The 21,795-nt window shown below is 61.9% G+C and carries 11 protein-coding genes and 1 pseudogene; 7 read left to right on the top strand and 5 right to left on the bottom strand.

The features are described from left to right. Positions 1–23: 23 nt before the first annotated feature. The 3 genes from dsbD to dsbG are packed head-to-tail and all read left to right on the top strand — an operon-like array spanning position 24 to position 3,357. Positions 24–1,760 (top strand): protein-disulfide reductase DsbD, encoded by a 1,737-nt coding sequence (gene dsbD / locus NPS56_RS02230; protein ID WP_274073260.1) that lies wholly within the window; start codon positions 24–26, stop codon positions 1,758–1,760. Beyond that, positions 1,760–2,614 (top strand): TlpA disulfide reductase family protein, encoded by an 855-nt coding sequence (locus NPS56_RS02225; RefSeq protein WP_274073259.1) that lies wholly within the window; start codon positions 1,760–1,762, stop codon positions 2,612–2,614. The genes dsbD and NPS56_RS02225 overlap by 1 nt, the downstream gene beginning before the upstream one ends. Then, positions 2,590–3,357 (top strand): thiol:disulfide interchange protein DsbG, encoded by a 768-nt coding sequence (dsbG, locus tag NPS56_RS02220; RefSeq protein ID WP_274073258.1) that lies wholly within the window; start codon positions 2,590–2,592, stop codon positions 3,355–3,357. Before NPS56_RS02225 ends, dsbG begins: the two co-directional genes overlap by 25 nt. 106 nt (positions 3,358–3,463) lie before the next feature. On the opposite strand, the gene NPS56_RS02215 is transcribed toward dsbG, so the two are convergent. Together NPS56_RS02215 and NPS56_RS02210 are read right to left on the bottom strand one after the other, a co-directional pair. Beyond that, positions 3,464–4,288 (bottom strand): alpha/beta fold hydrolase, encoded by an 825-nt coding sequence (locus tag NPS56_RS02215; protein ID WP_274073257.1) that lies wholly within the window; start codon positions 4,286–4,288, stop codon positions 3,464–3,466. A 179-nt stretch (positions 4,289–4,467) separates the two neighbouring features. Continuing rightward, complete coding sequence (locus NPS56_RS02210; RefSeq protein ID WP_274073256.1) at positions 4,468–17,463, bottom strand: non-ribosomal peptide synthetase; 12,996 nt, start codon at positions 17,461–17,463, stop codon at positions 4,468–4,470. A 373-nt stretch (positions 17,464–17,836) separates the two neighbouring features. Here NPS56_RS02210 and NPS56_RS02205 point away from each other — a divergent pair, with 373 nt between their 5' ends. Then, positions 17,837–18,385 (top strand): RNA polymerase factor sigma-70, encoded by a 549-nt coding sequence (locus NPS56_RS02205; protein WP_188265168.1) that lies wholly within the window; start codon positions 17,837–17,839, stop codon positions 18,383–18,385. Between the two features lie 46 nt (positions 18,386–18,431). Here NPS56_RS02205 and NPS56_RS02200 read toward each other — a convergent pair whose 3' ends face one another. Continuing rightward, on the bottom strand, positions 18,432–18,650 hold the full coding sequence (locus NPS56_RS02200; protein ID WP_274073255.1) for a hypothetical protein: 219 nt from the start codon (positions 18,648–18,650) through the stop codon (positions 18,432–18,434). 529 nt (positions 18,651–19,179) lie between these two features. On the opposite strand from NPS56_RS02200, the gene NPS56_RS02195 reads away from it, so the two are divergent. Next, positions 19,180–19,422, top strand: coding sequence for a CopG family ribbon-helix-helix protein (locus tag NPS56_RS02195; RefSeq protein ID WP_274073254.1), 243 nt, complete (start codon positions 19,180–19,182; stop codon positions 19,420–19,422). A 4-nt stretch (positions 19,423–19,426) separates the two neighbouring features. Further along, positions 19,427–19,696: a type II toxin-antitoxin system RelE/ParE family toxin gene (locus tag NPS56_RS02190; protein WP_425313618.1), complete on the top strand. Its 270-nt coding sequence runs from the start codon at positions 19,427–19,429 to the stop codon at positions 19,694–19,696. Between the two features lie 105 nt (positions 19,697–19,801). On the opposite strand, the gene NPS56_RS02185 is transcribed toward NPS56_RS02190, so the two are convergent. Together NPS56_RS02185 and NPS56_RS02180 are read right to left on the bottom strand one after the other, a co-directional pair. Then, on the bottom strand, positions 19,802–20,059 hold the full coding sequence (locus NPS56_RS02185; RefSeq protein WP_274073288.1) for a DUF6429 family protein: 258 nt from the start codon (positions 20,057–20,059) through the stop codon (positions 19,802–19,804). A 72-nt stretch (positions 20,060–20,131) separates the two neighbouring features. Further along, positions 20,132–20,293 (bottom strand): annotated as a pseudogene (locus NPS56_RS02180) (type II toxin-antitoxin system HicB family antitoxin); the annotation flags it as partial. A gap of 831 nt (positions 20,294–21,124) precedes the next feature. Here NPS56_RS02180 and NPS56_RS02175 point away from each other — a divergent pair. Then, entirely contained in the window at positions 21,125–21,562 is a 438-nt protein-coding gene (locus tag NPS56_RS02175) for an acetyltransferase (protein ID WP_274073253.1), read from the top strand. Positions 21,563–21,795 lie beyond the last annotated feature (233 nt).

The raw sequence follows: 21,795 nt of genomic DNA, 5'->3' as shown, positions 1-21,795 counted from the left end.
TTGCTAAAGGATAAGGCTTTTCCATGCGTCAGCTGTTTCTACTCGTCGCCCTGCTGTTCTCCGGCCTGACCCAGGCGGGCGGCAATCCGTTCGAGACCAAACCCGACTTCCTGCCCGTCGACAAAGCGTTCGTTTTCACCTCCGAGCGCCTTGAGTCCGGCGAAACCCAGCTGTTCTGGCAGATTGCCGACGGTTATTACCTGTATCAGAAACGCTTGAAATTCGACGGTCTGGCTGTCGAGCAGCATCCCGCGCTGCCGGAAGGCGCAGCCCACAGCGACGAGTTTTTCGGTGAACAGCAGGTTTATCGTCAAGGCTTGGAGCTGAAGCTCCCGGCGGGCGCCAGCGGTCAGGTCAAGGTCAGTTACCAGGGCTGCGCCGATGCCGGGCTGTGTTATCCACCGCAAACCCGGGTCGTGGACCTGGGCAACTCGAACGCCCTGGGCACGGCCAATGAAGCGCCGGACCAGGCCCTGGCCAGCAATCTGCAGCAACGCGCCCTGGGCTGGAGCCTGCTGGTGTTCTTCGGCCTGGGCCTGCTGCTGGCGTTCACCCCCTGCTCGCTGCCAATGCTGCCGATTCTGGCCGGGTTGATCGTCGGCAGCGGCGCGACGCCAAAGCGTGGCGTGGCCCTGGCCGGCAGTTATGTGGTGAGCATGGCGCTGGTGTACGCGGCGATGGGTGTGCTGGCCGCATCCCTCGGGGCGAACCTGCAAGCCTGGCTACAAAACCCTTGGTTGCTGGGCAGTTTCGCGGCGATTTTCGTGCTGCTGGCCTTGCCGATGTTCGGTTTCTTCGAGCTGCAACTGCCGGTGGCGGTGCGTGATCGCCTGGAAAACGTCTCGCGCAACCAGCGCGGTGGCAGCCTGGTCGGCGCAGGTGCCTTGGGCGCGTTGTCCGGCCTGCTGGTCGGCCCGTGCATGACCGCGCCGCTGGCCGGCGCGCTGCTTTATATCGCGCAGAGCGGCAACGCGCTGCACGGTGGATTGATCCTGTTTGCCATGGGCATCGGCATCGGTGTGCCGTTGTTGCTGCTGGTGACGGTGGGCAATCGTTTCCTGCCCAAGCCTGGCGCCTGGATGAACCTGCTCAAGGGCATCTTCGGCTTCCTGTTCCTCGCCACGGCATTGCTGATGCTGCGCCCGGTGCTGGATGAGTCGCTGTGGGTCGGCTTGTGTGGTGCATTGCTGCTGGTCGCGGCCTACAGCGCCTGGAAGCAGTCGGACGGATTTGGGCGCATCGCCCATCTGTTCGGCGCCACTTCGCTCCTGCTGGGTTTGTGGGGCAGCCTGTTGATGATCGGCGCGGCGGGAGGCAGTGATGACCTGTTCAAGCCATTGCAGGTGTTCCGCACTTCCGGCTCGGCCGTCGCCGCCGTGCCCAGCGGCCACGACGCCTTTACCACCCTCAAGGACCCTGCGGCCTTGCAGCGCGAACTCGACGCGGCGCAGGCGCAAGGCCAGTGGGTGCTGCTGGACTACTACGCCGACTGGTGCGTGTCGTGCAAGGTCATGGAAAAACAGGTTTTCGGCAAAGCGAAGGTAATGCAAGCCCTGAGCGACGTGCGCTTGCTCCGACTGGACGTCACCGCCGACAATGCCGCCAGCCGTGAACTGCTCGGCCGTTACAAAGTGCCAGGCCCACCGAGCTTGCTGTGGATAGGTGCCGACGGCCTCGAGCGACGCAGCCAGCGCATCACCGGCGAGGTCGATGCCGACACCTTCCTGCAACGCTGGACCACCACCCGAGACGCCCGTTAATGCTGACCTTTACTCTCGGCACCTTTGCCATCGCGCTCAACCATTTGCTGCTGATCAGTGCATTGGTGCTGGCGACGTTCGTCGGTTGGCGGGTGGCCAAGCGCGGTGGCGAGAACCCCGAGTCGGTGCTGTTTAGCCTTTTCCTGATCGGCATGCTCGCGGCGCGGATCGGTTTCGTCGCCGTTTACTGGGCCCACTATCGCAGCGATCCGTGGCAGGTCATCGACCTGCGCGATGGCGGGTTCCTCGCCTGGCCAGGGGTCATCGCGCTGGTGCTCGCCGCGCTGTACCGGGGCTGGCGTCGCCCGGGCCTGCGCCGTCCGCTGGGCTTCGGCGTGGCCAGCGGCCTGGCGTTCTGGTTGCTGGCGACCTTCTCGCTGACCATTTATGAACAGGGCACGCGCCTGCCGGAGATCACCCTGCGCAATTCCGCCGGTGAAACCGTGCAACTGGCGGACTACAAGGGTGGCCCGCTGGTGATCAATTTGTGGGCCACCTGGTGCCCGCCCTGCCGCCGGGAAATGCCGGTGCTGGAAGACGCCCAGATGCAACGCCCGGACCTGACCTTCCTGTTCGTCAACCAGGCCGAAAGCATGCAAAGTGTCAGCACCTTCCTGGAGACCCAGGGCCTGAGCCTGTCCAATGTGCTGTTCGACGGCAGCGGTCGCCTGGGCCAGGCTGTCGGCTCAATGGCCTTGCCGACTACGCTGTTCTATAGTCCCGACGGCCGCCTGCTGGGCAGCCACCTGGGCGAGCTGTCGCAAGCCAGCCTGGCCCGCGCCCTGGAAAACTTCGATTCCGTACCTGCCACTTCTGCAAGGAAACTGCCATGCCCCGCCTCCGCCACCTGCTGACCCTGAGCCTGGGTGCCGCCCTGCTGCACCTGCCATCGGTGCAGGCCGAAGAGCTGCCCGAGGCGATCAAGAAGATCGAGGCCAAGGGCGCGAAAATCGTCGGTCAATTCGACGCCCCCGACGGCCTGCGCGGGTACGCGGCGCAATACCAGAACCGCGGCATGGCGCTGTACCTGACGCCCGATGGCAAGCATGTATTGCTGGGCAACCTGTACGACGAGAAAGGCAATGACCTGAGCAGCGCGCCGTTGCAGAAGCTGGTGTACGCGCCAATGTCCAAGGAAGTCTGGGCCAAGATGGAAACGAGCAACTGGATCGCCGACGGCAAGAAGGATGCGCCACGCATTGTCTACATGTTCAGCGACCCGAACTGCCCCTACTGCAACATGTTCTGGGAACAGGCGCGGCCGTGGGTCAAGGCCGGCAAGGTGCAGTTGCGGCACATCATGGTCGGGATAATTCGCGAGGACAGCCCGGGCAAATCCGCCGCGCTGCTGGCTGCGAAGGACCCGCAAAAAGCCCTGGCGGACCACGAAGCGGCTGGCAAGGGCAGCTCGCTCAAGGCCTTGAAAGAAGTGCCACCGGCGATCCAGGCCAAGCTCGCGGCCAATATGCAATTGATGGAAGACCTGGAGCTGCAGGCCACTCCGGCGATTTTCTATATGGATGACAAGGGCGAGTTGCAGCAACAGCAAGGGGCGCCTTCGCCGGATAAGTTGGCGCAGATTCTTGGGCCGAAGTAGTTTTCCGAAGATTCGGTGGTGAACTCACCGACGCCCTCGCGAGCAAGCCCGCTCCCACATTTTGACCGGGATCTACTGTGGGAGCGGGCTTGCTCGCGAAGAACGATTACGCGGTCGCTCGGGTTCTCTCGTTTAGAAACTGCAGCAACGCTTGAGTGACAAACCCCGGATTCTCCAGATTGGAAATATGCCCCGCCTCCGGCACCAGCACATACGGGCAACCAATCAACCCGGCCATTTCCTGCGTTTCACTCGGCGGACGTGGTTTGTCCTGATCGCCACACATCACCAGCGTGGTCGCGGCATTCAATTGCCCCAGACGCGGCAAAAGGTCATCCCGGCCAAAGGTAATCCGCCCCATCGGCACGATGCTTTCACGCAAACGCTCAGGCGGCAGCGCGGCGAGTTTGCTGCGGAAGTCCTGATACAGCGCCGACTGCGGATCGATGCCCGGACGGAAAAAGATCGGCACCACGATATCCAGCAATTGCGGCGAGATGACGCCGGTTTCTTCAATCATCTTGAACAGCGAAAAATAGTATTGCCGGGTCGGTTCCGGTTCGACACCGACGTAAGTGTCCATCAACACCAGCCCGTTGAGCCGTTGCGGCGCCGCCAACGCCAGGCGCACACCCCACATGCCACCCACCGACAGGCCGACCAGGGTCACGCGATCGATGTCCAGTTGATCGAGCAGCGCCTGGGCCTGGCGTGCGATGTCATCCAGCGACGTTGTGCCGGCGGGCAGCGGCCCGGATTGACCGTGGCCCCAGAGGTCCAGGGCGATTACCCGATACTGTTGCGACAACGTGGCAATCTGCGGGGCCCACATGGCCTGGTCCCACAGGTAACTGCCCGCCAGCAGGACTGCCGGGCCGGTGCCTTGATCGAGGTAGTGGAGGGGTTGGCCGTCTATCGTTACGAAGGGCATCGAGTGGCTCCGCCGGTGGAAAGGGAGCAGGAAGACTGAGCGGATGAGGGTCTGTAGTCAATCACACGAATGTATGCATACGTACAACCTCATCGCCAGCAGGCTGGCTCCCACAGTTGAACGCGATCGACTGTGGGAGCCAGCCTGCTGGCGATGAGGGATTCACAGGCGCTAGAGAATCAAAGGCCCTCCAGCTCCGCCATCAGATCATTCAACCGATCCACCTTCTCCTCGGTGATCTCACTGGCCGCCAACCCATCGATGTACGCAGAAAGCTCCTCCACCGTGCTGCATTCGAACATCGCCCGCAGCGGCACATCGCGCTGCAGGGTTTTCTGCACCCGCGAGGCGATCTGCGTGGCCAGCAGCGAATGCCCGCCCAGTTCGAAGAAGTTGTCGCGAATGCCCACCTTCTCCACCTTCAGCACCTCGGCCCAGATGTCCGCCAAAGTCTGCTCCAGGTCGTTGCGCGGCGCCTGGTAGTCCTGGCTTTGCAGCTGGCCGATCTCCAGCGCCGGCAGGGCCTTGCGGTCCAGTTTGCCGTTGGCGTTGAGGGGCAGCTTGTCGAGCCACAGCCAGTGCAGCGGCACCATGTATTCCGGCAGCTCGGCGCGCAGGCGTTGCTTGATGCGCTCCAGGCGTTCAGACGGATCGAGCGTCGAATCCGCCGCCACCAGATAGCCCACCAGATGCTTGCCATTGACCCCCTCCTGCACACCGACCGCCGCGTCGCGGACTTGCGGTTGTTCATGCAGGCGCGCTTCGATTTCACCCAGTTCGATGCGGTAGCCGCGAATCTTCACCTGATGGTCGATCCGCCCGACGTATTCCAGCACGCCGTCAGTGCGACGGCGGGCCAGGTCGCCGGTGCGATACAGACGCTCGCCCGGTGCGCCGAACGGGTTCGGCACGAACACCTGGGCGGTGCGCAGCGGATCGCTGACGTAGCCGCGCCCGACGCCGGTGCCCGCGACGCACAACTCGCCCACCGCACCCAGCGGCACCAGTTCCAGCGCACCGTCGAGCAGGTACAGGCGGTTGTTGTCGGTCGGCGTACCGATCGGCAAGTAGCTGCCGCGGGTGGAGGCCAGGTCGACGCGGAAGAACGCCACGTCATCCGAGCATTCCGCCGGGCCATAGGCATTCACCAGCCCGATCTGCGGGTAGCGCAGCAGCCATTGATGCGCCAGTTCCGGCGGCATCGCCTCCCCTGTCGGCAGCATCCAGCGCAGGCCGTCGAGGCTCATGCGCTCCTGGGCGAGCATGCCCTGGATCAGCGACGGCACGCTTTCCAGCACGGTGATGCCCTGGCTCTGCACATGGGCGAGCAAGCCTTGCGGGTCGTGGGCGATGGCGTTCGGCACGATGTCCACCCGCGCGCCGAACAACGGCGCTGCGAGGAACTGCCACACGGAAATATCGAAGCTTTGCGAAGCGGTCTGGGCAATCACGTCGGCCGCGCTCAGCTCCAGGTACGGCACCTTGCTCAACTGGTTGTTGAGCATGCCGCGCTGTTCGACCATCACGCCCTTGGGCAAACCGGTGGAGCCGGAGGTGTAGATCACGTAGGCCAGGTTATCCGGCCCGCTGTGGATGCCCGGATTGACCACCGATACATCGCTCGCCTGCACTTCTTCCCAGACCAGCAACCGCGGCCGACTGGCGCAACCAAACTCATCCAGCAACGCCAGCGCTTGTTCGTGACAGGCCCGAGTGCAAACCAGCAGCGGCGTGCGACTCAGGTCAATGATGCGGCCCAGGCGCTGGCTCGGCAGCCCCGGGTCCAGCGGCAGGTAACCCGCACCCGCCTTGAAGCTGCCGATGATCATGCCGAGCAGGTCGAGGCTGCGCTCGGCCAGCAGCGCCACCGGCTGATCCAGCCCGACGCCCGCCACCATCAGTGCATGACCGAGGCGGTTGCTGCGCTGGTTCAGCTCCAGGTAGCTGTATTGCCGATCCAGGCAACTGGCGGCGACCCGCTGCGGATGCGCGGCCACCTGTGCTTCAAACAATGCAACGTAGCTCTGCTCCAGCGGGTATGCGTGTTCGCTCTGGTTGCAGCCGTGGATCAGCAAGTCCTGCTCTTCGGCACCCAGCAGCGGCAGGTCCGCCATGTCGCCATGGAAGCCTTCGACCAACGCCAACAGCAGGCGCTTGAACTCGCCTAGTATGCGCTCGACCGTGGACTCGTCGAAATAACGCTGGTCATAGGACAGGTGCAAGCCCAGGTCATCCCCCGGATAACACACCGCCGTCAGCGGGAAGTTGGTGTGGGTGCGGCCCGAGTCCGACGTCGCGTTCAGGCTTTGCGCACGGTCCAGTACCGAGACCTCCACCGGGGCGTTCTCGAACACGAACAGGCTGTCGAACAGCGGCTGGCCCTTGGGCAGTTCGCTATTTTCCTGGATGCTCACCAGCGGCAGGTACTCGTATTCACGCAGTTGCATGTTGCTGTCGAGCAGACCGCTCAGCCATTGGCGCACGCTGCAACGCTGATGGTCTTCGGGCATTTTCACCCGCAGTGCGATGCTGTTGATGAACAGGCCGACGGTGCGTTGCATCTCCGGCATCTGCACCGGACGCCCGGCCACGGTGACACCGAACAGCACGTCGCGATCACCGCTCAAGCGGCGCAATACCAGGGCCCACGCCGCCTGGGCAAAGGTGTTGATGGTCAGCTGATGGGCCTGGGCCAGTTCACGCAGGCGTGCACCGTCGCGGGCATCGAGGCGGGTGTAGCGATCGCCGACGATCATGCCGCCGCTGTCGCCGGCATGTTCGCGCAGGAACGGCCGGTCGCTCGGGATCGGCGTGGTTCGCTCGAAGCCTTGCAGGTTGGTTTTCCACCAATTCCGCGCTTCGGCCAGGCTCTGGTGTTGCAGCCAGGCGATATAGTCGCGGTAACGCGGCGGCACGGCCAACTGCGCTCCCCGGCCTTCGCCGAGGGCGGTGTAGATCTCGAAGAAGTCGTTCATCAGCAACGAACGGCACCAGGCATCGATCAGGATGTGGTGGTTGCTCATCATGAACCAGTAACGCGCCGCGCCCACCCGGATCAGGCGCAGGTGGAAGGGTGCCTGATTGAGCAGATCGAACCCGGCCTCGCGCTCAGACTTGAGCAAGGCCTGCAGCTTTGGCTCCTGCTCGGCGTCGACGATGTCGCTCCAGTCCAGATATTCGATCGGCGTGCTGCCCGGCTTGTGGATCACCTGCAGCATGTCTTCGCCGACATTCCAGCAGAACGAGGCGCGCAAGGCTTCGTGGCGGGCGATCACCGCTTGCCAGGCCTGGGCGAAACGCTGGGGATCGAGCTCGCTGTTGATGCGGTAGCGATCCTGCATGTAGTACAGGCCCGTGCCCGGTTCCAGCAGGGTGTGCAGCAGCATGCCTTCCTGCATCGGCGTCAGCGGGTAGACGTCCTCAATCACTGCCGCGGCAATCGGCAGCGCATCCAGTTGCACCTGGGTCAGTTTCGCCAGCGGGAAGTCCGACGGCGTCAGACCGCCCGCGTCAGCGCCCAGGCAGTGCTCGATCAAGCTGCTCAGTTCGCCCAGGTAAGCATCGGCCAATTCGCTGATGGTCTGTGGCTCGTAACGTTCGGCGCTGAAGGTCCAGCGCAGCACCAGCTCGCCGCCGTAGACCTGACTGTCGACGCTCAATTCATTGGGCAGCGGCGCCCGGGCATCGTGGGCCGCGCCGATGGTTTCATCCAGCGGATGGAACAGCGCATCGGCGGCAAAACTCTGGTCGAACTGCCCCAGGTAGTTGAAGGTGATCGGTGCCGCCGGCAGCTCGGCCATGCGCTGACGACTTGGCTCATCCGCCAGATAACGCAGCACGCCATAGCCCAGCCCCTTGTGCGGCACGGCACGCAGTTGCTCCTTGATCGCCTTGATCGAAGCGCCCTGCCCAGCCGCCTCTTCGATGTTCAAAGGTGTCAGGCGCAGCGGATAGGCGCTGGTGAACCAGCCGACGGTGCGGGTCAGGTCGATCTCGTCGAACAGCGCCTCGCGGCCATGGCCTTCGAGTTGGATCAGCGCCGAATCGTTGCCGCTCCAACGGCACAATACTCGGGCCAACGCGGTCAGCAGCAGGTCGTTGACCTGGGTGCGATAAGCACTCGGCGCCTGCTGCAGCAATTGCCGGGTGCGCTCGCTGTCGAGGCGCACGCTGACGGTTTGCGCATGGCGATGCTGACGGCCACCTTGCGGATGATCGCAGGGCAGCTCGGCGCTCGGCCCGGCCAATTGCGTCTGCCACCAGCCCAATTCTTCACGCAGGGATTCGCTGCCGGCATAGGCCTGCAAGCGCGCGGCCCAGTCCTTGAAGGCGCTGGTTTTGGCCGGCAGTTTCACCGGCTGTTGTGCGTCGAGCTGGCGATAGACGTTCTGCAGATCGTCCAGCAGCACACGCCAGGAGACGCCATCGATCACCAGGTGGTGAATCGCGATGAACAGGCGTTGCTGGCCTTCGGGACCATCGACCAGCAGCACACGCAGCATCGGCCCTTCTGCAAGATCGAGGCTGCGCTGGGCATCGGCGAACAGGGCGGCGCATTGGTCCATGGACGTGACGCGCACTTGCCACAGTACCGGCATATCGGACATCGCCTGGTGCCGGGCTTGCCATTGACTGCCCACCTGGTTGAAGCGCAAGCGCAACGCATCGTGCTGTTCAATCACCGCCAGCAGCGCTTGCTCCAGGCGATGGGGTTCGAGAGTTACGCTCGGTTGCAGCAGCAACGCCTGGTTCCAGTGTTGACGCTGGGGAATGGCGGTGTCGAAGAACCAGTGCTGGATCGGCGTCAGGCGCGACTCGCCGCTGATCAAGCCTTGCTCGGCGGTGACCTGCTCGGTGCGGGTGGCCACGGCGGCGAGGGTCTGCACCGTCTGGTGCTGGAACAGGTCGCGGGGGCTGAAGTGAATGCCCTGCTGCCGCGCGCGGCTGACCACCTGGATCGACAGGATCGAGTCGCCACCGAGCTCGAAGAAGTTATCGTTGAGCCCGACCTGTTCGACGTTCAGCACTTCGCACCAGATCTGCGCCAACGCCAGCTCCAGCTCGTTGCTCGGTGCCACATACTGCTGGCGGTTCAACTCCGGGTCTGGCGCCGGCAGCGCGCGGCGGTCGAGTTTGCCGTTGGCGGTCAGCGGCATGCTCGCCAGCAGGACCAGGTGCGTGGGCACCATGTAATCCGGCAGCTGGGATTTGAGGTGCGACTTGAGCGATTCACGCAGTGCGCTTTGTCGGGACTCGTCCTGTTCGGCGACGTCGCAGACCAGATAACCCACCAGCTGTTTGCCGCTCGGCGCATCGAGCGCCAGCACCACCGCTTCGCGCACCGATTCATGCTCCAGCAACCGGGTTTCGATCTCACCCAGCTCGATGCGGAAACCGCGAATCTTCACTTGATGGTCGATACGCCCGAGGTACTCCACCAAGCCATCGGCGCGCTGGCGCACCAGGTCGCCGGTGCGATAGATACGCCCGCCGTTGCCGGCAAAAGGATCAGCCACAAAACGTTCCGCGGTCATGCCCGCACGCTGGTGATAACCCTGGGCCAGGCCGGCACCACCGACGTACAACTCGCCGGTCGCACCCTGCGGCACCAACGCCAGGTCGGCATCGAGAATGTAGGCCACGCGGTCACCGATCACGCTGCCGATCGGCACACTGCCGACGCCTTCTTCCAACACCTCGGGCGCCAGGCTGGCCAGTGGCATGACCACGGTTTCCGTCGGGCCGTAGGCGTTGAAGAACAGCTTGGGATTGAACGCTGAACGAATCCGCGCCAGGTGTTCACCGGTCAGCGCCTCGCCGCCGGTGATGATCATGCGCACCGGCAGGGTTGCGTTTTGCGTTGCCAGCCACTGCGCCAACTGGCTGCCGTAGCTCGGGGTGAAACCGAGGATGTTGATGGGGTGGCGACGGATCAGGCCACAGATTTCTTCCGCGTCCCATTGGCCCTGGGCACGCAGCACCACCTGGGCACCGCTCAACAGCGGCACCAGCAGACGCTCGGTGGCGGCGTCGAAGTTGATCGAATAGAAGTGCAGCTCGCAGTCGTCGGGGCGCATGGCGAAACGTTCGATCACGGCGCGGCAATGCATGGCGATTTCGCCGTGGGACACCACCACGCCTTTCGGTTTGCCGGTGGAGCCCGAGGTGTAGATCAGGTAGGCCTGGTGTTGCGGCAGGTTGATGTTTGGCAGTGCACTTGACGGGTAATTGGCCAGCGCCGCGCTGTCTTCTTCCAGGCACCAGCGGCCAACGCCCGCGGGCAGATCGCCAAGGGCCTGGAACATTGTCGCGTCACTGAGCAGTAATCCGACGCCACTGTCTTCGATCATATAGTGCAAGCGATCCAGCGGGTATTCCGGGTCCAGCGGCACGTAGGCGCCACCGGCCTTGAGGATCGCCAGCAGGCCGACGACCATCTCCAGCGAACGCTCGAGCGCCAGGCCCACGCGCACCTGCGGGCCGACGCCGCGCTCGCGCAGCATCCAGGCCTGGCGATTGGCGCGGCTGTCGAGTTCGGCGTAACTCAAGGTCTGCCCGGCGAAGGTCAAGGCCGGCGCATCGGGACGTGCTTGGGCCTGTTCGCTGAACAACTGATGGATGCACTGGTCGAGTCGATGCTCGCCCGGCTCGACGCCAAGGCTATCGAGCAACTGCTGTTGTTCGCCGGCGTCGAGCAACGGCAATTCACTGAGGCGCTGTTGCGGATCGGCAATCAGCGCCTCCAGCAGGTTGCGCCAATGGGCGGCCATGCGCGCAATGCGCGGCTCGTCGAAGAGGTCGGTGCTGTAGGTCAGGCAGCAACCGAGGCGATGATCGAGATCGGTGACTTCCAGGTTGAGGTCGAACTTGGTCGCGCGGGCATCGTTGGCCAGGTACTCAACGGTCATGCCGGCGAGGCGGCGGCTCTGCTGGAACTCCCAGCGCTGCACGTTGCACATCACCTGGAACAGCGGGTTGTAGGCGGCGCTGCGCGGTGGCTGCAGGGCTTCCACCAGATGATCGAACGGCAGGTCCTGATGGGACTGGCCTTCGATCACGGTATGGCGCACCTGCTCGAACAACTCGCCGACGGACATCTGCCCGTCCAGTTGGCAACGCAACACCTGGGTGTTGAGGAACGCGCCGATCAGCCCTTCGCTTTCCGGGCGAATGCGGTTGGCCACCGGCGCGCCGATGCGCAGGTCGGTCTGGCCGCTGTAGCGATAGAGCAGCGTGGCGAGGGCAGCGGTCATGGTCATGAACAGGGTCAGGCCATTTTGCGCATTGAAGGCGCGGACCCGTGCCGCCAGCTCATCGCTCAGGTCGAATCGGTACAACTCACCTTGGTGACTTTGCACCGGCGGACGCGGACGGTCGGCGGGCAATTCCAGCAGCGGATGCTCACGGCCCAGTTGCGCCGTCCAGTAGTCGAGCTGGCGCTGGCGCTCACCGGACTCCAGCCATTGACGCTGCCAGACACTGTAATCCAGGTACTGCACCGGCAACGGCGCCAGCGGCGATTCGCGGTCGTCGACGAAGGCTTCGTAGAGCGCGCTGAGTTCCCGGGCAAAGATGTCCATCGCCCAGCCTTCGGTGACGATGTGGTGCAGGGTCAGCACCAGGTAGTGTTCCTGCTCGGCGGTCTTGACCAGGCAGGCACGCAGCAGCGGTCCAGTTTCCAGATCGAAGGGTTGGTGCGCCTCATCGTCGGCCAGTTGCTGCACTTGCCACTCGCGGCCATCGGCATCCAGCGCGGTGAAGTCCTTGCGGTCCAGGCGCACGCCAGTCTCGGCATGCACCTGCTGACGCGCGACGCCATCGACGCTCGGGAAAGTGGTGCGCAGGGTTTCGTGACGCTGGATCAAGGCCTGCAACGCGGCCTCGAAACGCTCGACATCCAGCACCCCGCGCAAGCGCGCCATGCCGCCGACGTTGTAGGCCGGGCTGTCCGGCTCCATCTGCCAGAGGAACCACATGCGCTGCTGGGAATAGGACAGCGGCACCGCTTGGCTGCGGTCGACCCTGGCGATCGGCGGCTGTTCGTTGGTGCGGCCGCTGGCCTGGATCAAACGCACCTTTTCGGCAAAGGCGCCCAGCTCACTGTGTTCGAACAGCACGCGCAGCGGCAACTCGACGTCGCAGGCCTGGCGGGTGCGGGAAATGATTTGCGTGGCCAGCAGCGAATGGCCGCCGAGGGCGAAGAAGTCATCGCACAGGCCGACTTGTGCAAGGCCCAGCACTTCACGCCAGATGCCGGCGATCTGCTGTTCCAGCGCAGTCACAGGCGCGACGTGTTCACGCACCTGCCACTGGGGTTCCGGCAAGGCCCGACGGTCGAGTTTGCCGCTCGGGCTGAGGGGCATTTGCTCCAGGCGCATCAGGTGCGCCGGGACCATGTATTCCGGCAGTTCGGCTGCCAGAGCGGTTTTCAGGCGGGTGCTTTGGGCTTCTTCGGCTTCACTGGAATCGGCGGTGTAGTAACCGATCAACTGACCGCCGGCTGACGTTTCGCGCACCAGCACCACCGCTTGGGTGACGCCGACTTGCGCCAACAGCCGCGCTTCGATTTCTTCCGGCTCGACGCGGAAACCGCGCAGCTTGACCTGCTGATCTAGCCGTCCGAGGTATTCGATCACGCCATCGACGGTCCAGCGCGCACGGTCACCGGTGCGGTACAGACGCGCGCCCTGCTCGCCCAGTGGATCGGACACAAAACGCTCGGCGGTCAGGCCCGGACGCCCCAGGTAACCGCGGGCCAGGCCGATACCGCTGATGCACAGTTCCCCCGGCACACCGGCCGGCACCGGGTTGAGGTCGCTGTCGAGTACGCGGCAAACGACGTTGCCCAACGGTCGACCGATCGGCGAGCGCTCGCCATCGGCGGCGGTGCAGTGCCAATGGGTCACGTTGATCGCGGTTTCGGTCGGGCCGTAGCGGTTGTGCAATTGCACCGCCGGCAATTGTTCCAGCACGCGGTTGCGCAGTTCGGCGGGCAGCGCTTCGCCCCCGGAGAACAGCCGGCGCAGGCTGGTGCATTCGGCGCTGAGCGACTCGTCGATGAACACCGCCAGCAGCGCCGGCACGAAGTGCAGCGTGGTCACCCCGTACGCTTGGACCAGCTGCGCGATGCGCTGCGGATCGCGGTGCTCACCCGGCCCGGCAATCAGCAGCCGGGCCCCGGTGATCAACGGCCAGAAGCACTCCCACACCGACACGTCGAAACTGATCGGCGCTTTCTGCATCAGCACATCGGTTTCATTCAAGCGGTAAGTGTCCTGCATCCATTGCAGGCGTTCGGCGAGGGCCGCGTGGGTGTTGCCGACGCCTTTCGGTTGGCCGGTCGAGCCGGAGGTGTAGATCACATAGGCCAGGTTGTCGCCGTGCAGGTGCAGGCCCGGCGCATGGCTCGGCCAACTCTCCAGATGCAGCGCATCCATGGCAATGACGCTGACACCTTCGCTGGCCGGCAGGCGATCAAGCAACGGTGTTTGCGTCAGCAGCAAATCGACCTTGCTGTCGCTGAGCATGTAGGCCAGGCGCTCGGCCGGGTAATCCGGATCGAGCGGCACGTAGGCGCCACCGGCCTTGATGATCGCCAGCAGGCCGATCAGCAGTTGCGGCGAACGCTCGCAAGCAATGGCCACGCAGACATCCGGACCGACGCCTTTGTCGCGCAGGTAGTTGGCCAGGCGATTAGCCTGGGTGTGCAGCTCGGCGAAATCGAGGCTGCCGCCGTCCCACATCAGCGCGGTGCGCTCCGGGGTCTGGCGAGCTTGATGGTTGAGCAGTTCCGGTAGCCATTGGCTGGCGGGCGGGCAAGGTGCAACGGCCCACTCGGCTTGCTGATTAATTTCAGGTCCGGTCAGCAGAGGCAGGTCGCCGATGGCGGTTTCCGGTTGCTCACCGATGGCGCGCAACAGGTGGCTGTAATGCTCCGCCAGACGCTCGATGGTCGCTGCATCGAACAGCTCGCTGGCGTAGTCGAAGGACAGGCTCAAGCGACCGTTGCGGTCTTCTTCGCTGTGCAACTGCAGGTCGAACTTGGCCTCGCGGCTGTGCCACGGCAGCTCTTCGGCGAGCAGCCCGGGCAGGCGCTTCAAGGCGCTGAGATCGCGCTGCTGATGGTTGAACATGACCTGGAACAGGCCTTGTTCACGGGCCTGGGGGAAGGCCTCAAGCAGTTGCTCGAAGGGCAAGTCCTGATGCGCCTGTGCACCCAACGCGGCCTGGCGGGTTTGCGCCAGCAGCTCAACGAACGGCAGGCGCGAATCCACCTCGGCGCGCAGCACCTGGGTGTTGATGAAGAAGCCGATCAGGCCTTGGGTTTCCAGGCGCGGACGGTTGGCATTCGGCACGCCGATGCGGATGTCGCGCAGTCCGCTGTAGCGATGCAACAGGGTCTGGAACGCGGCGAGCAACAGCATGTACGGCGTGGCTTCGTGGGCATGGGCGGTGCGGCGAATGGCATCGCTCAGCGCCGCGTCCAGGCGCACGGTGTGGCGGGCGGCGCTGTGCAGCTGTTGCGCCGAGCGCGGGTGGTCGGTGGCCAGGCTCAGGGTCGGATGCTCATCGCCCAACTGCGCCTTCCAGTAAGCCAGTTGGCGCTCGCCCTCCCCTTGCGCCAGCCATTGGCGCTGCCAGCTGCCGTAGTCGGCGTACTGCGTCGGCAGCGGCGCGAGCGTGGCCTGTTGCCCTTGGGTTGCCGCCGCGTACAGCCGGGAAAATTCGTCGATCAACACATTCATCGACCAGCCGTCAGCGATGATGTGGTGCATCGTCACCAGCAGCTGGTGATCTTCGTCGTCGAGGCGCACCAGCGTCACCCAGAGCAACGGACCTTTCTTCAGGTCGAACTGGGTGCGCGCTTCGTCCTCGCGGATTTGTCGGGCCCGGGCTTCACGTTCGGCCATCGGCAGATCGCTGATGTCGATGCATTGCAGATTGAATTCAGCCGCCGCATCGACCTGCTGCAACGCCACACCGTCACGCTCGAAGAAGCGCGTGCGCAGGGATTCGTGGCGCTCGATCAACTGCTGGAAACTGCTGCGCAGCGCGTTTTCGTCCAGTTCCCCGCGCAGGCGCAAGGCACCGGGAATGTTGTAGGCGCTGCTCTGCGGATCGAGTTGCCAGGTGATCCACAGGCGATTTTGCGCCAGGGATTGCGGCATGGCCTCGGTGCGCGACAGCGTGCTGATTGCGCCTTGGGCGAGGCCACCGTCCTGCTGTTGCCGGGCCACCGCTTCGGCGAACGCGCCCAGGGTCGGCGCTTCGAACAGCAGGCGCAGGTTGAGCTCCAGGCCGAGTTGTTCGCGCAGACGCGCCACCACTTGCGTGGCCGCGATGGAGTTACCGCCCAGCAGGAAGAAGTGATCGTCAGCAGCAACCTGCTGGACCTGCAATTGCTCGCACCAGATCTGCCCAATCAGGCTTTGCAATTCCGAGCCGGATTCGCTGTTGGTTGCATTTTCGCTGACCACCGAAGGGAACAGCGCATAACTGTCGAGGCTGCCATCCGCCAGGCGATTGCGGCACGCCGAGCGTTGCAGTTTGCCGCTGGAGGTCTTGGGCAAGGCGCCCGGATTGAGCAGCACCACCACGCTCGGTGCTTGCTGATAGGCCTCGGCCACGGCCTGGCGGATGGCTTTGATCAAGCCGTCGGGCGGCAGGATTTTCTGCACGCTGCGGCTGATTTCCGCGGCGATGCCGATGCCTTCCTCACCGTCGATATTCACCGCAAAGGCGGCGACGCGACCCTTGCGCACCACCTCCACTTCACGCTCGACCGTCTGCTCGATGTCCTGTGGATAAAGGTTGTGGCCGCGCACGATCAGCATGTCTTTCAGGCGCCCGGTGATGAACAATTCACCCTCGCGGATGAAGCCCAGGTCACCGGTGCGCAGCCAGCTTTTGCCGGCATGCTGGACGAAGGTCTTGGCCGAGGCCTCGGGGTTGCGCCAGTAGCCGTGGGCGATGCTCGGGCCGCTGGCCCAGACTTCACCGACCGCGTTGTCCGCCAGTTCGCTGAGCGACGCTGGGTCGATGATCAACACCGCATGCTCCGGCTGGCTGATGCCGCAGCTCATGATCGCGCTGCCCTCGCCGGCTTCGGCACGGTTTTGCGCCAGGGCCGCGTCGTCCACCCGCAGATTGCCGATGCCTTGGCCACGCGGGGTACCGGCGACGAACAGCGTGGCTTCCGCCAGACCGTAGGAAGCCATGAAACTGTCTTCGGTGAAACCGCAGCTGGCGAACTTCTCGGCGAAGCGCTCGAGGGTGTCGAGACGAATCGGTTCCGACCCGGAATAGGCCACGCGCCAGCCGCTCAGGTCGAGGCGCTCCAGGGCCGACTCACTGACCCGTTCGCTGCACAGGCGATAGGCAAAATCCGGCCCGCCGCTGATGGTGCCGCCGTATTCGCTGATCGCTTCGAGCCAGCGCAGCGGCCGGCCGAGGAAGTACGCCGGCGACATCAACACGCACGGCACGCCGCTGAAAATCGGCTGCAACAGGCCGCCGATCAGACCCATGTCGTGGTACAGCGGCAACCAACTGACGATCACGTCGTCGGGGTTCAGGTCGATGCCGAAACCGTGGCGGATCAGCAATTCATTCGCCACCAGATTGCCGTGGCTGACCTGCACACCTTTGGGCAATGCGGTCGAACCGGAGGTGTATTGCAGGAAGGCGATGTCATCGTCTGCCAGGTCCGGCGCGACCCAGCGTTCGGCGTGGACGCTGTCGAGGGTATCGACACACAGCAGCGGCGGCGCGCCTTCAATCTGCAGCAAAGAATCGCGCAGGTCGGCGCTGGTCAGCAACAGGCGCGGCTCGGCATCGCCGATGATCGACAGCAGGCGCTCCTGATGATGCCGACGCGCGGATTCCGGCGGATAGGCCGGTACCGCGATCACCCCGGCATACAGGCAACCGAAAAACGCCGCGACGTAATCAGGACCACTGGGAAACAGCAACACCGCGCGATCGCCAAAACCGGCCTCGGCCTGCAGCGCGCCGGCTATGGTGCGCGCCCGCTGATCCAGCTCGCGATAACTGAGCACCACAGCCTGGTCCTGGGTTTCGGCGAGAAAACGCAAGGCCACCCGATCCGGCGTCAGGGCCGCGCGGCGCTGGAGGGCTTGGACCAGTGTGCTGGGGAGTTCGAACGCGTCGGTCATGAGGTTTCCTGCCTGAATTCGGCTTGCAATTGGAATCGGTGTCGTAACGTCACGCCCCATTGGGGGGCATGCAGGACGCGGTCTTCGCCGACCGCGCAAGGCATTGGCAATGCTGTGGAGTCCGGGGCTGCAGCCCGAAGCCATTCACCAATGAGAACGGATGACCTTGGCAAATAATTAGTCGACTGCCCTGCTAGCCAACCAGACCAAGGCGCGACAGCGTGTCGCAGTTCTCACTCTGCACCTTTGAGGAGCATTAGTTCTCTTTCTCAATTGACAATCATTATCATTCAACATAATTTGTCGCTCGATGTGTAGGGCGGCCCCGGCCTTCTTGTCGTCCCACTAACCTATTGGCAGCAAGGTGATCTCCATGACGGAACAAGCGTCCACAAGCAGGTGCGATTCGCCGCTACTTCAGGCATTCGTCGACAATCGACTGATACTGGTCAAGATTGCAGCCCGCATCACCGGCTGCCGCTCGCGCGCTGAAGATGTGGTGCAGGACGCGTTCTTCCGCCTGCAATCGGCGCCGAACATCACCTCCTCGTTCAAGGCGCAGCTCAGCTACCTGTTCCAGATCGTGCGCAACCTGGCCATCGACCACTACCGCAAGCAGGCCCTGGAGCAGAAATACTCCGGCCCTGAAGAAGAAGGCCTAAACGTGGTCATCCAGGGCGCCTCACCAGAAACCTCGCACATCAACTTCTCCACCCTGGAAAACATCGCCGACGCCCTGACCGAACTGCCAAGCCGCACGCGTTATGCCTTCGAGATGTACCGCTTGCATGGCGTGCCACAGAAGGACATCGCCAAGGAGTTGGGGGTGTCACCGACCCTGGTGAACTTCATGATTCGCGATGCGCTGGTGCATTGCCGGAAGGTGTCGGGGAGTCGGGCGGATACGTTTGCCCAGCGTTGAGGCTTGATCGTCAGATCAAGAAGGCCGTTCTGAAATTCGCGACGAATCAGTCGCCCTGCAGCAAACCTGAGCTGTATTCACTGAAACTGCTGCCAAGCGCACTGCCCTGGAAATTCAGTTTGCCGGGGTTGTTGCTGTGGCTTGGGGTAAAGCCAGCAGACGGCTGGCAGTCTTCGGAATAACAGCTGTGGGTACTTGTCCCCGAACAGGCGCTCAACAGCAAAGCGCTGGCGATTAGCGCGACTTTGATTTGGGTTGAGATCATTTTCGGATTCCTGTGGGGAGGCGCGGTGATTTGAGCCGACGCCTTCATCCTAGGCCGCTGACCCGTCGCCTATAATGAAACCTGGATGAGTGACAGGGTTCGTTCAGGATCGGTGGTTTGCGCACAACTCTCCCGGCGTCGGTCCAACCGCTACCCTTCCCCCAAACTTATGTATTAAAGACAGCTGTTTGCCGGGAGCTTACATTCGCTCACCGGCAAGGACGCATTCCAAACAGACACTCACGCCGAAGGCACTGAGTAAAATGCGTTACATAGCCATCCTCCTCATAGTCATCATCTTCGCCATCCTTGCCTTGGCGTTGTATGGTTGGTATCGCCACCTGAAAGACGACGAAGATGACCTTGTTTAGCCAGCGCTCCTTTAAGCCTCTATCATCTCCAGCAACCGGCTAAATCTGTGCAGAAAAGAAAATGATTTATGTCGAGACACACCTCGCGACAGCCTGTTGATTCAAGCGGGCGCTTGACGGTGTAAGATGCCCGACAAACGTCCATCATCGAGGCTGCCATGACTGGGATATCCCTGGGCCTGCCGGAAGACCTGTCGAATTCTCTCGTCGAACTGGCCAAGACAAACGGCCAAACTGCAAGCTACCTGGCGATGGATGTTCTGCGCGACTACATCGAGCACGAACGGACCTTGACCGCACAGATCGAATTGGCGGTAAAGGAAGCTGACCAAGGCAATTTCGCCAGCGAAGACCAAGTGGCGGCGATGCGCGCTCGGCGCTGGAGTCGGAACGCGGGTTGAGTGGCTGGAAAAAGCACTCAAAAACCTGGAAGACGAAGCCAACTATATTGCTCTTGAAAATCCCAAGGCCGCTGACGACTTTTCCGATGCAATTTTCGCCAGTGTAGATAAATTGGCTCAGTTTCCGGCCATGGGCCGTGAAGGGCGAGTCAAACAGACGCGCGAATGGGCAGTACCAAACTGGTCCTATCTAATTCCTTATCGCGTGCGCGGCGATCGCCTTCAAATCCTCGGTGTCTTTCACACTCGACAACGCCCCCGCACCAAGTGGTGAAGGTAGAGGACTGCGCCTTCCCAACACCTCCTGTTCATCCGTATGCAATCCAAAAAACCACCTGGCCGATGGTGGCGTTACCGCTGACTTGTTCTCATGTGGCACTCAGGAACGCGAGTCGGATGCAGGCTCCCCTGGAGCTACCCCAAACAATCGATCAGCTATCTGCCGACCTCGCTCCAGCCCTTCCTGCGTCAACCAGATCGATTTGTTCTTGTTCACCGGATTACTGATGAAACCGTGCTCATGCAATCGGTTCATGATCTCGAAGTCGAACCCTTTCCAGGCATTGCCGTCGTCGGAACTGAAGGTTGCCAACAGGGCAAGCACGGCATCTTCAATCAGTTTTTCGTCGTATTCCATGATCATTGCTCCGCTCGTATTCATTGGGCTCTGCGCCAGGCACAAGCTCAGGTTACCCGAGTAGGGTTTCTACGGTGCGCGTCCGAGTTTGGCGCAGGTCTCCAGGTAATCGGTGACGGCCTCTTCAAATGCCGCTCGGAGCTCACTGACCGACTCGCCATGAAAACCCACGACATCCTTGATATCCACGATGTGTCCAACAAACAGGCCGTCTTCGTCACTGTAGTCACCCATTATAGTCACAATGGATTTGCATGCTCTCTGTTTGGTTGTGGTGGATGCTGAAGTCGCACTGCTCAAGTGCTCCTTTGACGAGTTTAATAACAGTAAGGTGTTCCTCCGCTCTACTATGTTGAAGACTCAACGATGTAAAGACTCCCAGGGGCAAAAATCGCAGTCTTTTTCCATTCAGAACAATTGACACATCTACATGAGAGCCATCCACGTCATGCCCATTGGAGCCAAATATATCATCCACCTCGCTCTTTCGCCTGGGGTAGCATGTGCAAAATAGCTTGATACCTAGCCATCTTGATATGTGCCTGAACATACCAAGCCTGCTACTTTTATTTTCATATCCACGAACGAGCAGTAGCTTAATGGATGATGGGAGTTTTGACTGGACTTCAAGCAACTTAAGAAATACATTTTCTTCAATTAATACTTTAGATGATGGCCAGCGAGGTGCAACCTTTAAACCTTTGGTTTCCCCTTTAAGTAGTATCAGCATGCTGTTCGAGCTCTTACTGGTTATTTGTTTGACTTCGTAAGAGTTTATCATGCGTAAGCGTGTTTAGCATTGTGCTCACAATTCGATGCTCAGGGAAAACATCTCAGGTGAGACGGGTGTTTTGATTGAGCGCGCACTTGACGCTTCTCAAGCGCCCGTTTTCTTGACGCATCGAAAAACACAAAGTATTTTTCACCTCCCCTCCTTTTCGGCTACCTCTGCCGTGCACCGCCCAGGCGTTAACTCGCGAAGCGGTCATACAGATGCCGACACTTACGCGGCCGCTATTTACTGGCGTGCCTCTATTTCGATATCAAGTGTATAAGGTTGATTTCATGATCATTCGTCAGGCCAATGCTGCCGACTACCCGCAACTGCTCGACATTTGGCTGCGATCCGTTAGCGCTACTCACCACTTCCTTCAAGAGTCCGACATAGACGCTCTGCTTCCGCAGCTTCGCGACATCTATCTACCCGTTGTTGACGTATGGATTGCGTTAGGCGTGAAACACTGTCCGCTTGGCTTTATTGGACTCAATCAAAACCACGTAGAAATGCTCTTCATTGATCCTGATCTTCGCGGCCAAGGTATAGGCCGTGCGCTACTGAATCACGCCCGCAGTTCGCGCTATACGATGAGCGTTGACGTAAACGAGCAAAATCCCCAGGCGGTAGGCTTCTATCTCCATTACGGGTTCGTTCAAACAGGTCGCTCTCCTTTGGACGGTGAAGGCAGACCGTTTCCACTACTACACATGAACTTATCCAGCTAAGAGCACGATGAAAAGTCGGCCCTACGCTTGCGCAGTGCCGACCCATGAGTAGCGAAACCTGTGCATAAAAGGGAAGCCGGTGTAAACCTATTGAAGGACTAGACATATACAGGTTCGGAGAGGAAAAAGGGGACGAAAAAATAAATCTGTTCCATTTCTGCCAAAACACCATTGGAGTAAGAATGGGCTTCTACACCAATGGTGCTTTACAACTACTACGCTGACGAATAGGG

Origin of the sequence: Pseudomonas putida (assembly GCF_028682635.1) — a bacterium.
Taxonomy (GTDB): domain Bacteria; phylum Pseudomonadota; class Gammaproteobacteria; order Pseudomonadales; family Pseudomonadaceae; genus Aquipseudomonas; species Aquipseudomonas putida_AE.
The sequence above is the reverse complement of the archived record's forward strand: the minus strand, read 5'-3'. Positions and strand labels throughout refer to the sequence as shown.